The organism is Prevotella sp. ICM33 (genome assembly GCF_000517825.1).
GTDB lineage: Bacteria > Bacteroidota > Bacteroidia > Bacteroidales > Bacteroidaceae > Prevotella > Prevotella melaninogenica.
Map to the genome: position 1 here is coordinate 207,361 of NZ_JACD01000072.1, position 13,191 is coordinate 220,551.

The window sequence follows — 13,191 nt, forward strand, 5'->3', positions numbered from 1 at the left end:
AATTTATTTCTTTCTCAATACTACAGCACTACGAGCTGGTATATAAAGTTTGAGCCAGCCTTTATGATCTTTCTCATAAAGAGGGTCGCTATTTGTGAAATGCTCTACTGTATCATCAGCAAAGCCAAAGCCACCAAACTCTCTGGCATCTGTGTTTAATACTACATTATAAGATCCCTCTGGAACCAAGAAACCATAATCAGAATAAGAATGTGATGGTGAGAAGTTGAATACAAAGACTAACTCTCCCCTACTAAATGCCAATATCTGGTCGCCATCATTGTGCCAAATCTCTTGGATAGGAGTCTCATTAAACTTCTTCTCACTTGTAATTACCTCCAACATCTTACGGTCGAAGTCGCCAAGCAAGTGATAACATAGATCCTTGTTATCAACCAAGTTCCACTGTCGACGGGCATACTTATGGCTCCATCCATTACCTTCACGTGGGAAATCAATCCACTCTGGATGACCAAACTCATTACCCATAAAGTTCAGATAGCCACCATTAATAGCAGCAATAGTGGCAAGACGAATCATCTTATGCAGTGCAATGCCACGATGAGTCATCTCTGTTTCGTCTCCCTTACGGAAATGCCAATACATATCTGCATCTACTAATCGGAAGATAATAGTCTTATCGCCCACCAACGCTTGGTCGTGTGATTCGCAATAAGAAATAGTTTTCTCATCAGAACGTCGATTCTTTATCTCCCAGAAGATAGAAGATGGCTTCCAAGCCTCGTCTGGTAATTCCTTGATAGTCTTTATCCAGTAGTCTGGAATATTCATTGCCATACGATAATCAAAGCCGTATCCACCATCTTTAAACTTAGCTGCTAAACCTGGCATACCCGACACTTCCTCTGCAATCGTTACTGCATTCTTGTTTACCTCATGGATAAGACAGTTAGCAAGTGTCAAATAACAGATAGCGTTATCATCCTGATGACCATTGAAATAATCAGCATAGTTGCAGAATGCTTCACCTAATCCATGACTGTAATAAAGCATTGAAGTCACACCATCAAAGCGGAAACCATCAAAGTGATATTCCTCTAACCAGTATTTACAGTTAGACAAAAGGAAGTGGAGAACCTCGTCTTTACCATAGTCGAAACATAGCGAATCCCATGCTGGATGCTCATGACGCTCACCCGGATAGAAGTATTGATTAGGATCACCAGCTAAGTTGCCCAAGCCTTCCACCTCGTTCTTAACAGCATGAGAGTGGACGATATCCATGATAACAGCAATGCCATTCTTATGCGCTTCATCAATGAGTGCCTTCAACTCTTCAGGCGTTCCGAATCGTGAACTGGCTGCAAAGAAAGAGCTAACGTGATAACCAAAGCTACCATAATAAGGATGTTCCTGAATAGCCATAATCTGAATGGCGTTATATCCGTCCTTAATTATACGCGGTAATACCTTCTCACGGAACTCATTATATGTTCCAACCTTCTCCTCATCCTGTGCCATACCAATGTGGCACTCATAAATCAGGAGTGGAGAGGTCTGTGGCTTAAAGGTCTTTTTCTTCCAAACATATGGCTCAGCAGGTGCCCATACCTGTGCAGAGAAGATTTTGCTTGCTTCATCTTGAACAACACGTTGTGTCCAAGCAGGGATGCGCTCACCTTCTCCACCTTCCCAATGTACACGCATCTTGTAGTACTGACCATGCTGCATAGCATCATGTGGGAGCGTAAGTTCCCAGTTACCAGTACCTTCAATCCTGTGACATTGATAGGCTTCTTGCTCATTCCAACCATTGAAATCGCCAACAAGATAAATCTCAGTAGCGTTAGGAGCCCATTCACGAAATACCCATCCGTCAGCTGTCTGATGCAAACCATAGTAGTTATGGCCATTTGCAAAATCCGAGAGTGTCAACTTGCCATTCTGAGTAAGCTGATTCATCTTCCAAAGAGCATGCTCGTGACGTCCACGAATTGCATCCTCATAAGGAGCCAAATAGGCATCATTCTTTACAAGGCCTATGTGAGACGGCTCCTTCACTTTTGTCGTTTTAGCAGAAGTCTTTTTGACTGGAGCCTTCTTTGTTGTGGTCTTCTTTGTAACCATGGTAGATAAGCTTTATGTTATTTGTTATATTTTGTAAAGGCTAATTCGTATAGCGTTTTCCTCTTTCATAATAACCGCTGGCAGTTACTTTACCATTCTTATCACGCTCAATGAACTTTCCATCACGGTGGTCATCACGATAGTTACCTTCAAAACGAACACCATCAGCAGTCTCCTCAACAGCTGTTCCATTTCTTTTGCCATTGTGGTAGCTGCCACGAAACTTACTGCCATCAGCATAGTGTATGATGATTAGTCCTTCTAATAAACCATTTCGGAACTGCCCTTCATACACATCCTTATTCTTCTTGGTCAGTTTACCCTGTCCGTTCTGCATGTCTTTCTCCCAATAACCTACATAGATATCGCCATTATTCCATGACATTGTGCCATAGCCAGACTTAAGTCCTTTAAGGAAATGGCCAGAATATTGGTCGCCATTCTTATAACGGAAGATGCCTTGTCCTGTGCGTTCGCCATCTAAATATTCACCATCATAGCTTTCGCCATCCTTGAATTTATAGATTCCCTTACCATTCTGTAGGTCATTCTTCCACTCTCCATTATATTCATCACCATCTGCATAAATATAAATTCCTTTACCTTCTTTTAGGTTATTCACCCAGTTTCCTGTGAATGATGAGCGGTCAGGCCATTTGAAACTACCATGTCCGTTCTTCATATCGTTCTTCCACGAGCCTTCATAAAACGCTCCATTGGCAAAGATATATTTTCCTTCACCACTTCTTTTGTCATGATCCCAATTACCAATATACTTATCACCATTGTAATAATACATTGTTCCCTGTCCCTGCTGATAGTCCTTGTACCATAAACCATCATAACGATTACCATTGGCAAAGTAGTAAACACCTTGCCCATGTTGCTGATCTTGGAACCACTGACCTACATATTTCTCACCATCTGCAAACTTATAGGTTCCTTGTCCATGGCGTAAACCTTTCATATAATCGCCTTCATAGACATTACCTTTCTTATAAGTTGTTTTTCCTTTACCATTTGGTTTACCACGGAACATCTGTCCATGATAAGTTCCTCCATCCGTTGTTGTACAAGTACCTATCTCTATGTTTTGTGCAAAGAGATACGAAGGAAGGAGAAGTAACAATATGATGATATATTTATGTTTCACGTTTCTCGTTTTTAGTTTATTATAATTAAAATAACCTATATGCAAAGATACCGATTTCAACTGAGAACAACAAATTTATAAAACATTTTTAAGCCATGTTCTCAAAATTACGTTTGTAAGCATTTACTTTTACAGAGAAGGGGCGAAATCCATTGTAAATGATAAAGAAATTTGAACAAAGTGAGGGAATATGATATTTAAACTAATAGGATAAAGTTCTCTTTTTATAATTAAATTTTCAAGATGTGTCAGTATAAAAAAGCAGACATTGAATTATATCTTATTTCTTTGTAAAAGTAAGTTCAATATCAAACTAATATCTGCAGCAGGTGATATAACACCTTTGCAACCTCAATATGTAATCATATTGACTATATTTTACAAAACAAAGAACATTCAACACCAATGCTATTTACCATCCGCACGAATGGTGTTAAGCCTCCGCACATTATGTGCTAAGCCTCCGCACAACATGTGCGCATCATCAGAATGTTAGGTAAAAACAAGGAGATAGATACTTTATTACCATTACAACGTTGCGTAAAACATCTCTTCTACATGTTTCTTAGAGAACTTCATCGAGAAAGAACACCTATTACAAAAGAATTAAAGGGCACAGCAAGTAATTTGCTGTGCCCTTTAATACCCACATTTCTGTGAGTTCTTTGAGCTTGACTTTTGGTTCGCGCCTCACGGCGTTCCCCAATCATCTTGCGTCATTGTTATCCTTTAATCAATCTCTTATTACCTTAACTAAACCTATTTTAAATCTAACCTGAACAATCTCTTTTGTTCTACCTTAAAATAATAACTAAAAACCTAAATCTATTACTACTAACCTAAACAATCTATATTTGTCTTTTGACAATGCAAAGGTACAACTGTTTGCGCACACAACAAAACTTTTTCACGATTATTTTCAGCAAAAGGACGTTTATTGACATACATCAAGTGAAATAATAAAGAAGGGATATGGGAAAGAAGGAAGAAAGAAGTTGACTTATAATGAGCAAATACCATAAGACAAAAACCATCTTTTAGGCAGAATAAGTACAAATAAAAAATGTTGGAACACATAAACTATGCGTTCCAACATTATAATATATCCTTTTATAAAAAAGACTTATCTTACGTCATTCCTTATTATATAAGGTACTGGCTTGAGATACTCTCATTGTTCAATACACGCTGGATTGTTTCTGCAAACATATCAGCTACAGAAATCTGCTTTACCTTTGAGCAACGAGCTGTATATGGAATAGAGTCTGTGAAAACCAACTCCTCCAACGCAGAAGCCTCTACACGCTCAGTAGCAGGACCACTCATCACACAATGAGAAGCAATAGCACGTACACTCTTAGCGCCTGCCTCCTTCATAACGTCAGCTGCCTTAGTGATAGTACCAGCTGTATCAACCATATCATCAACGATGATAACGTTCTTATCTTTCACATCACCAATAATCTGAATTGTATCAACGACATTGGCACGTGCACGAGTCTTGTTACAAAGAACCAGTGGACAACCGAGATACTTAGCGTAAGTATTAGCACGCTTAGAGCCACCTACATCAGGACTTGCTATAACAAGATCCTTCAAATGTAAGCCCTGAACATAAGGAAGAAGAACACCGCTTGCATAGAGATGGTCAACAGGAACATTGAAGAAGCCCTGAATCTGATCTGCATGTAAGTCCATTGTAATCAGACGGTCGATACCAGCAACACTCAACAAGTCGGCTACTAATTTCGCACCAATGCTGACACGTGGCTTATCCTTACGGTCTTGACGCGCCCAACCAAAATAAGGCATAACAGCGATAATATGACGAGCAGAAGCACGCTTAGCTGCATCAATCATCAAGAGAAGCTCCATAAGGTTGTCAGAGTTTGGGAAAGTGCTCTGTACAAGGAAGACATCCTTACCACGAATACTCTGCTCGTAAGAAACGACAAATTCGCCGTCAGAGAAGCGGGTCATCACCAAGTTACCAAGAGGACAGCCAAGGCTGGCGCAGATTTTCTCAGCAAGGTATCTCGTCTTTGTACCAGAGAATACCAAAAAAGAGTTATTTTCACTCATTTCTTTTAGTTGTTTATATTGATAACGTATAAATCTTTATAAGTCTCTGTATCATTAACAGAGGGCACGCAGCTTACGGAAGTGATTAATGATAGAGCTAAAATTCTGTTCATTATAAATACGAAACTTATCCCATAAGTCGTTCCGAACCACTACTCCACCAAAGTCAAGCTCACGAAGAATAGGTATATCGTCTATCGTCACACCGCCCATTGCATAAACATGTCGCCCAAGAATGCCCTGCCTATAAGCTTCGTCTAATTCAAGATCAGAGAGAACACGCTCTTCTTTTTCCGCTTGTTCACGAGGTTGGTGGATATTTTTTAGAAAGACATAGTCCGATTGTTTCTTCATAGCCTTTAGCTGCATCACATCATCACAAGTTCTACTTAGAGAGCCACGGTAGCCACGAGGCACAGCAACACTTGAGTTATCCAAGTGGATACCACCCAAAGAAAACTCATTCTTCATATTAAAATGCTGATGTATTGTGATTTTACGATGATATTCAGAAGGCAAAAGTGAAAGAAGACGCTCCAAATAAAGTGGGGAAGTATCTGCCTTCGAGATGTGCAGACTATCAAGTCCTTCCTCGAAAAGCATACTTAAAATCTTATCTTCTTCCACAAAATACGTGGACTTAGTCATGATGACCAGTTTCATGCCTTTAGTTTATTTGTATTGCAAAGGTAGAGATTATTTCTCATAACTGCAAATTTTTCCTTATATTTGCACCATGAAAATAAATCCATTAACATACGCCGAACTCTCTCGCCCAATGTACGTGCTGGAAGAGGCAAGGCTCAGAGAAAATCTAAACCTCATTGCTCACGTGGCAAAAGAGGCTGATGTTGAGATTATTCTCGCATTCAAAGCATACGCTTTATGGCGTACGTTTCCTATTTTTCGTGAGTATATCAAGGCTACAACTGCCTCCTCTCTCTTTGAAGCTCGACTTGGCTTTGAGGAATTTGGAGCACCCACACACACCTTCTCACCGGGCTATACAGATTATGAAATTGACGACATTGCTCGCTGTTCATCACATCTTGTCTTTAATTCATTGACACAATACGAGCATTTTCACGTACGTGCCAAGATTGAAAATGAGAAGTTGAGTTTCGGTTTGCGTGTGAATCCTGAGTACTCAGAGGTGGAAACGCTCATTTATAACCCTTGTGCGCCCGGTACTCGCTTTGGAATATCATCCGATAAGCTACCAGAAACGCTGCCAAAGGACATTGATGGCTTTCATATCCACTGTCATTGCGAAAGTGGCAGCGATGTCTTCGAGCGTACCTTAGTACATATAGAAGAGAAGTTTGCCAAGTGGTTCCCTCAACTAAAGTGGATTAACTTTGGTGGTGGTCATCTCATGACACGCAAAGACTATGACGTTAAACGTCTGATACATGTCTTGCGAGGATTCCGCAAACGCTATCCGTGGCTTAAAGTTATCCTCGAACCAGGCAGTGCCTTTGCTTGGCAGACGGGTCCACTGGTAGTACAAGTTGTTGATATAGTAGAGGATCATGGCATAAAGACAGCTATCCTCAATGCAAGTTTTACCTGTCACATGCCTGATTGTCTTGAAATGCCTTACCACCCAACCATCCGTAATGCAAAACTTGTCGACGAAGATGGTACTGCAAAAGGCGAATATACCTATCGATTAGGTGCAAACAGCTGTTTGAGTGGTGACTGGATGGGTTCGTGGGACTTCGGCCATGCACTGGAAGTAGGCGAGAACATTATCTTTGAAGATATGCTCCACTACACGACTGTCAAGACAAATATGTTCAATGGTATCAGTCACCCAGCTATCGCCCTACTCCATACAGATAACGAACTCGAGATGCTTCGCGAATATACATACGAGGATTATCGTGACAGAATGGACTAATGGCACATTATTTGCTACCTTAAGTACGGTATTAAAACATTAATTAAGGAAGAAATATTATGGCATTTATAGATTATTATAAGATTCTTGGTGTTGACCGCAACATCCCTCAAAAAGATGTGCGAGCAGCCTATAGAAAGAGAGCTAAGCAGTTTCATCCCGACTTACATCCAAACGACCCAAAGGCAAAAGCTAAATTCCAAGCATTGAGCGAGGCATTTGAGGTTATCGGTGATCCTGACAAGCGCGCTAAATACGATAAATACGGAGAGCAGTGGCGTAATGCTGAAGCCTACGAAAATGCTGGTGGCTTTGGTGGATTCCAAGGTGGACAAGGTGGAGGAAATCCCTTTGGCGGATTTGACTTTAGCAGTTTCGGTAATGGCGGAGGTGGCTTTAGCAGCTTCTTCCAAGATCTCTTCGGAGGCGGTGGACGTCGCCGTTCATCTGGATTTAACACGGGTAGAGCTCATGGACAACAGCCAACAGGGCAGATGGAGGCTAATGTCGGCATAGACCTCTACACGGCTCTTTTAGGTGGTGAAGTCGTTATTCAACTCTCTGGCGGGCAGAAAGTAAAACTGAAGGTAAAACCATTGACACAAGGTGGAACAAAGGTTCGCCTACGTGGTAAGGGTTATGACCGAGGCGATGGTACCTTCGGCGACCTTATTATCACCTACAATGTGAAACTTCCTGACCACCTCACTGACCGTCAGAAAGAGCTGATTGAGCAGATGAGACGCGAAGGATAATAAGCATATAGACACAACAAAGGAACTTTTACTCAATGTAGGAGTTCCTTTTTTTGTATCACAAGCATAGCCATACAAGCCCATCATTAGATCAAAAAAGCAATTATTCTTATTAAGAGGTATTGTGATTTGATAAGTGTTGACCAACAACACGTGTGGTGCGCACCATTCGCACCATTGGTGTTCACCATCCGCACCACACGTGCTAAGCATCCACATATCGATAAGAAAACGAAAGAAAGAACCTTTTTTGTCATTATAACATAAGTAAGAAACTAATGATTAACAACTTCGAGATTTTTTTGTCGACAGCATAAAAGCCCTATAAACTAATTTAAGTATAAACGTAAGCAATAATACATAACACATTGAATAGTTGAGTCTTACTAAACAACGACTCAATCATTAGGAAAAAGGGGAAGTCATACTTCTTTTGTTTAAATATTTTTTAGTATCTTTGCCTACAAATACTTTGAATATTAGAATACAAAATTTACCAATAAACAAATAACTAAAAACAATGAGTATCAGAAAATCAATAGCTGCTGCGTTTATTCTTGGTAGCTTACTCTTACCATCAAGCGTATCGGCTCAATTCAATTGGCCATACAAGGTGACCAATGGAAAAGCTGTAACGGAAGTTCCAGTACGTACAGCTGGACAGGAAAGTGCATTGAACATGACGACACCTAAGTTAAAGGTTGTTCGCGTAGCTTTTGTTGGTTTAGGAATGCGCGGTCATGATGCTGTAGAGCGCTGGACACACATCCCAGGCATCCAAGTAATGGCTCTCTGCGATTATGAGCGTGACAGAGCTGAGAGATGTCAAGAATATCTGCGTAAAGCAAGTATGCCTGCAGCCGATATTTACTCTGGCGAAGATGGCTACAAGGAGCTTTGCAAGCGTAAGGATATTGATCTTGTGTATATTGCTCCAGACTGGAAGCACCACTTCCTTGTTGCTTACGAGGCTATGAATAATGGTAAGCACGTTGCTGTAGAAGTACCTGCTGCCATGAACCTTACTGAAATTTGGAAACTCATCGATATATCTGAGAAGAAGCGTCTGCACTGTATGATGCTTGAGAACTGCTGCTATGACTTCTTTGAGTTGAACTCACTAAACATGGCACAGAAAGATGTCTTCGGTGAGATTCTTTATGTTCAGGGTGCCTATCGTCATGAACTATCTAAATTCTGGGACGCATATTGGAAGAAGGATGCACAAGACAAGTTAGGCTGGAGATTGGATTACAACCAGAAGTTCCGTGGTGATGTTTACGCTACTCATGGCTTAGGTCCTATCGCACAGGTTCTGAATATCCACAGAGGTGACAAAATGAATACGCTTGTTGCAATGGATACAAAGTCGGTTAACGGTAAGAAACAGGTTGAAAAGATGACCGGTGAACCTTGTAAAGAGTTCCGTAATGGTGACCAAACAACCACCCTTATCAGCACTGAAAACGGAAAAGTTATTGAGATTCATCATAACGTAATGACCCCACAGCCATACAATCGTATGTATCAGCTCACTGGAACAAAGGGTTTTGCCAATAAGTATCCTTTTGAAGGCTTTGCTCTTTCTGCTGAGGAGATGAAGAAATCAGGTATTACTCCATCATCAGACAACCTTTCAGGTCACTCTTATCTTTCACAGGTTGACACCAAAGCATTGATAGAGAAGTATGAGAGTCCTATCGTTGCTAAATATGAGAAGCAGGCAAAAGAAGTTGGTGGACATGGTGGTATGGACTTCATCATGGATTCACGTTTGGTTTACTGCTTGCAGAATGGTCTTCCTTTGGACATTGACGTTTATGACTTGGCTGAATGGTGCTGCTTAGCTGAGTTAGGTTCTATCTCTATGGACAATGGCAACATTCCTGTAGAGGTGCCTGATTTCACACGCGGAGAGTGGAATAAGGTTAAGGGATTCCACCACGCTTACGCATCTCCTGCTGATGAAGCACAGGCTGCGGCAGACGCAATGGACTTCACAACTAAGTTGAAGGAAAAAGGTAAGAAATACTGGGAGAAGGTCGATAAGACCGCAAAGAAGAAGTAAACTCCTACGAATACTAAATATACAAATGCCGTAACGCTCAGAAAGTGTTACGGCATTTATTTTACTTTAAAGTGGTAAAGCTATTCTTTGCCACAGAAAACATTAACTCTTTATTTCTTCAAAGCTAAATTGTAGTTATAATATTCCGTATTACCAGTGATGTCCTCAAGTACTTCAATAAATGGAGGGAAGTTCACATCCTCATGATCAACGATTCCCTTTGTCTCCAAAATCTGAAGATTAGAGGTTGGAGCAAGGTAAGTGTCAAGTTCAAAGAACTGACCACGCCAGATAAAGGTCTTGCGAATCTTGTGGATAGACTGACGATAAGGATCTGCCTGACGCATCAATGATTCATATAGATTATTATCTATCTGTCGCTCAGTAACAACCTGTTCATTATTCGGTAAAGTCTTCTTTGTTGTACGAACATTAATCGAAACACCATTCAGAGTACGACGACGTAGACGCACCTCACTGCGAGGTTCTGAGGTTAGATAGGTCTGTGTAATCTCACTTTCGATAGCATCAGGAATCTCACCTGTCAATCGAACAATGTATTTACGCTCCTCGACAATCTGCTGTGGAATCTCCAAGACATTAGAAATATCCTGTATAACACGATTAATCTTTGTGTCAAAGTTCTCGTGATTGTTGATTACACGCAAGTACGGATGTTCCGACCAAGCTTGAATGACTTTCTTATCCATTTCACGTGCAAGCTCAAGCCCTTCTGTACGTTCAGCATTAGTAGCAGTGGTATAGAACTGTTCTGCTCCATCCGCAGCACTCACAAGGTGAAGAACTGCATCATAACGAGCACGAAGTTCCTCGGAAGTTGTTCCTACACCAGCTGTAATCTCTTTCCACATCTCTGGCTTCATATAAGCAGAGATATCCATTGTACCACGATCACATACTATAATCGTAGGTTTATCAATGGTCTCAGCCATACGCGTAAACTTATCTTCCAAAGCAAGCTGAACCTCCAATGTTGCCTTCTCTCCTTCATAGAAGAACGCAGCATTATCTGTAAGATAATCCATACCCGCCTGAGAGAAGAGCGTTGGAACTTCTGGAATGATAAACACCTTATAGCCAAGACTTGAGAAATGCTCAATGATCTTGACAAGTGCTGTCGTTTTTCCGGCACAAGGTCCGCCGGTAAGTACAATTCGTTTCATAATGACTAAAAAATCCCCTCCACCCGAAAGTGAAAGGGATTATTATCTAACATTACTGCTTTACAGTGCAAAATGTCAATATAAAATTACTCAGCTGCAGGAGTTTCCTCCTCAGCTACAGGTGCCTCTGCTGGCTGCTCTACTGGAGCCTCCTCAACAGCAGGTGCTGGCTGGTTCTCTGCAACAACAGTTACAGGAATCTTAACCTCAACCTCTTTGTGGAAGTGTACAGTAGCCTCAGATGTGCCAACCTTCTTCATATCGCGCATTGTAACAATCTTACGATCGATTTCAATACCACGCTTAGCAAGTTCCTCTACAACAGTAGCTGCGTTTACTGAACCGTAAGTTACGCCAGTAGCAGATACCTTAGTTGCAATAACAAGCTCTACACCATCCAACTGAGCTGCCTTCTTCTCTGCCTCAGCCTTAAGAGCTGCGAGCTTAGAAGCCTGCTGCTTCAAGTTCTCTGCCAACTGCTTCTTTGCAGATGGAGAAGCGATGATACCCTTACCAGTTGGGATGAGATAGTTACGGCCATAGCCGTTCTTCACATTAACGATATCGTTCTTGTATCCAAGACCGATAATATCTTCTTTCAAAATAATTTCCATCTATTGACCTCCTTTTTACTTCATCAAATCGGTTACGTATGGAAGGAGCGCAATCTGGCGTGCACGCTTAACAGCTTGAGCCACACGACGCTGATACTTCAAAGAAGTACCTGTAATACGACGAGGAAGAATCTTACCCTGCTCATTGAGGAACTTCTTCAAGAACTCGCCATCCTTATAATCGATGTACTTAATACCGCTCTTCTTGAAACGGCAATACTTCTTCTTCTTTGTATCGATAGAAGGAGCGGTCAAATAACGGATTTCTGATTTCTGCTCTGCCATGATTTAAGCCTCCTTTTTAGCTGCCCATTTAGCACGACGCTTCTCAGCATAAGCTGCAGAATACTTGTCCTGCTTAACGGTGATGTAACGAATAACCTTCTCGTCACGACGGAAGCCGGTCTCGAGAGTGTCGATAACTGTTGGTTCTGCGTTGAACTCTAACAATGCGTAGAAGCCAGATGACTTCTTCTGGATGTTGTAAGCCAACTTCTTCAAACCCCAGGCCTCCTCGTTCAAGATCTCAGCGCCATTGTCGGTGAGCAGTTTCTTGAATTTAGCGACCGTTTCCTTCATCTGTTCATCAGACAAAACGGGAGTCAAAATGAAAACGGTTTCGTATTGATTCATACTACTTAAAAATATAAAATTGTGAATTAAATTACACCTGCTTTCGCAAAATGCGGTGCAAAAGTACTAATTTTTATGCAACTGACCAAATATTTTTTGTACTTTTGCGCCAACAAACAGTATATTTACACTTTTGTATGAAAAGATATATCAAATACTTAGGCATTGCAGACATTATTTTAGGTCTGCTTCTGTTCGCACTCCATGTCATTCTCCACTTCAATGGAAACGAACTTCTTTTCGGTGGATTAGCACTGGTATTGAGTGGTGTTGTAATATTTGTAAGGGGAGAACGTTTAGTCTCATTCCAATCTTCAAAGGAGGGAGAGAAGGAGGATTAACAGGATTTTCCATTAAATATGTAGATGTTTTTCGTATCGTTTTACTGGAAGTCAAAGTTAAACATCAAAGAAAAACATAGGCAAGATTGTCAAACTACCTATCTTATTATCACCTTCCAACATAGAGCCCCCTTTCTTCTTGTATGTTGATAACTCGCGGATAAAACCTTGAAAAATCATTACATAATTTCAAATAAAACATCTATAAATAAGGACAAAACACGTATAAAAAGTGAGTTTGCAACCAACAGGAAATCAGTTAGTTATAAAACAGCACGCAAAGAGGTACTTAATTGGACTTCAAAAGGGCGTTAGTAAGGGTCTTAAAGGGCACCTATTGCAAGTCAATTAGGCGTCTTTTAGAAGCCAA

The 13,191-nt window shown here is 40.9% G+C and carries 12 protein-coding genes; 4 read left to right on the forward strand and 8 right to left on the reverse strand.

From position 1 onward, the window contains the following. Positions 1-3: 3 nt before the first annotated feature. The 4 genes from HMPREF1505_RS09505 to HMPREF1505_RS09520 all read right to left on the reverse strand — a co-directional run bounded on the left by HMPREF1505_RS09505 (position 4) and on the right by HMPREF1505_RS09520 (position 5,986). The gene (locus tag HMPREF1505_RS09505) at positions 4-2,088 is read right to left on the reverse strand and encodes an alpha amylase C-terminal domain-containing protein (protein WP_036924918.1); all 2,085 of its coding nucleotides are present in this window, start codon (positions 2,086-2,088) and stop codon (positions 4-6) included. A 40-nt stretch (positions 2,089-2,128) separates the two neighbouring features. Continuing rightward, positions 2,129-3,241 carry an MORN repeat-containing protein gene (locus HMPREF1505_RS09510; RefSeq protein WP_036924920.1) on the reverse strand — a complete coding sequence of 371 codons (1,113 nt, stop codon included), beginning with the start codon at positions 3,239-3,241 and terminating at the stop codon, positions 2,129-2,131. Between the two features lie 1,143 nt (positions 3,242-4,384). Next, the gene (locus HMPREF1505_RS09515) at positions 4,385-5,323 is read right to left on the reverse strand and encodes a ribose-phosphate pyrophosphokinase (protein ID WP_036924922.1); all 939 of its coding nucleotides are present in this window, start codon (positions 5,321-5,323) and stop codon (positions 4,385-4,387) included. A gap of 54 nt (positions 5,324-5,377) precedes the next feature. Beyond that, positions 5,378-5,986 carry a thiamine-phosphate pyrophosphorylase gene (locus HMPREF1505_RS09520; RefSeq protein WP_036924924.1) on the reverse strand — a complete coding sequence of 203 codons (609 nt, stop codon included), beginning with the start codon at positions 5,984-5,986 and terminating at the stop codon, positions 5,378-5,380. A 73-nt stretch (positions 5,987-6,059) separates the two neighbouring features. Between HMPREF1505_RS09520 and nspC the strand changes: the two genes are divergently transcribed. The 3 genes from nspC (at position 6,060) to HMPREF1505_RS09535 (ending at position 10,049) form a co-directional block, all read left to right on the forward strand. Further along, positions 6,060-7,226 carry a carboxynorspermidine decarboxylase gene (gene nspC / locus HMPREF1505_RS09525; protein ID WP_036924926.1) on the forward strand — a complete coding sequence of 389 codons (1,167 nt, stop codon included), beginning with the start codon at positions 6,060-6,062 and terminating at the stop codon, positions 7,224-7,226. A gap of 59 nt (positions 7,227-7,285) precedes the next feature. Next, a complete protein-coding gene (locus HMPREF1505_RS09530) occupies positions 7,286-7,981 on the forward strand; it encodes a DnaJ domain-containing protein (RefSeq protein ID WP_013265415.1) in 696 nt (231 codons plus the stop codon). A gap of 520 nt (positions 7,982-8,501) precedes the next feature. Beyond that, the gene (locus HMPREF1505_RS09535; RefSeq protein WP_036924928.1) at positions 8,502-10,049 is read left to right on the forward strand and encodes a Gfo/Idh/MocA family protein; all 1,548 of its coding nucleotides are present in this window, start codon (positions 8,502-8,504) and stop codon (positions 10,047-10,049) included. Between the two features lie 110 nt (positions 10,050-10,159). Here HMPREF1505_RS09535 and HMPREF1505_RS09540 read toward each other — a convergent pair whose 3' ends face one another. The 4 genes from HMPREF1505_RS09540 to rpsF all read right to left on the reverse strand — a co-directional run bounded on the left by HMPREF1505_RS09540 (position 10,160) and on the right by rpsF (position 12,480). Beyond that, positions 10,160-11,233, reverse strand: coding sequence for an AAA family ATPase (locus HMPREF1505_RS09540; protein ID WP_036924930.1), 1,074 nt, complete (start codon positions 11,231-11,233; stop codon positions 10,160-10,162). A gap of 86 nt (positions 11,234-11,319) precedes the next feature. Continuing rightward, positions 11,320-11,847 carry a 50S ribosomal protein L9 gene (rplI, locus tag HMPREF1505_RS09545; protein WP_004359905.1) on the reverse strand — a complete coding sequence of 176 codons (528 nt, stop codon included), beginning with the start codon at positions 11,845-11,847 and terminating at the stop codon, positions 11,320-11,322. A 15-nt stretch (positions 11,848-11,862) separates the two neighbouring features. Then, positions 11,863-12,132, reverse strand: coding sequence for a 30S ribosomal protein S18 (rpsR, locus tag HMPREF1505_RS09550; RefSeq protein ID WP_004353605.1), 270 nt, complete (start codon positions 12,130-12,132; stop codon positions 11,863-11,865). A 3-nt stretch (positions 12,133-12,135) separates the two neighbouring features. Further along, on the reverse strand, positions 12,136-12,480 hold the full coding sequence (rpsF, locus tag HMPREF1505_RS09555; RefSeq protein WP_004359906.1) for a 30S ribosomal protein S6: 345 nt from the start codon (positions 12,478-12,480) through the stop codon (positions 12,136-12,138). A 137-nt stretch (positions 12,481-12,617) separates the two neighbouring features. On the opposite strand from rpsF, the gene HMPREF1505_RS09560 reads away from it, so the two are divergent. After that, positions 12,618-12,821 carry a hypothetical protein gene (locus tag HMPREF1505_RS09560; RefSeq protein ID WP_036924932.1) on the forward strand — a complete coding sequence of 68 codons (204 nt, stop codon included), beginning with the start codon at positions 12,618-12,620 and terminating at the stop codon, positions 12,819-12,821. The last annotated feature ends 370 nt before the right edge of the window (positions 12,822-13,191 follow it).

Coding starts and splice junctions, on each gene's coding strand:
- HMPREF1505_RS09540 (WP_036924930.1), bottom strand. CDS start 11,233: ATGAAACGAATTGTACTTACCGGCGGACCTTGTGCCGGAAAAACGACA.
- rpsR (WP_004353605.1), bottom strand. CDS start 12,132: ATGGCAGAGCAGAAATCAGAAATCCGTTATTTGACCGCTCCTTCTATC.
- nspC (WP_036924926.1), top strand. CDS start 6,060: ATGAAAATAAATCCATTAACATACGCCGAACTCTCTCGCCCAATGTAC.
- HMPREF1505_RS09515 (WP_036924922.1), bottom strand. CDS start 5,323: ATGAGTGAAAATAACTCTTTTTTGGTATTCTCTGGTACAAAGACGAGA.
- HMPREF1505_RS09520 (WP_036924924.1), bottom strand. CDS start 5,986: ATGAAACTGGTCATCATGACTAAGTCCACGTATTTTGTGGAAGAAGAT.
- rpsF (WP_004359906.1), bottom strand. CDS start 12,480: ATGAATCAATACGAAACCGTTTTCATTTTGACTCCCGTTTTGTCTGAT.
- HMPREF1505_RS09530 (WP_013265415.1), top strand. CDS start 7,286: ATGGCATTTATAGATTATTATAAGATTCTTGGTGTTGACCGCAACATC.
- HMPREF1505_RS09560 (WP_036924932.1), top strand. CDS start 12,618: ATGAAAAGATATATCAAATACTTAGGCATTGCAGACATTATTTTAGGT.
- HMPREF1505_RS09505 (WP_036924918.1), bottom strand. CDS start 2,088: ATGGTTACAAAGAAGACCACAACAAAGAAGGCTCCAGTCAAAAAGACT.
- HMPREF1505_RS09535 (WP_036924928.1), top strand. CDS start 8,502: ATGAGTATCAGAAAATCAATAGCTGCTGCGTTTATTCTTGGTAGCTTA.
- rplI (WP_004359905.1), bottom strand. CDS start 11,847: ATGGAAATTATTTTGAAAGAAGATATTATCGGTCTTGGATACAAGAAC.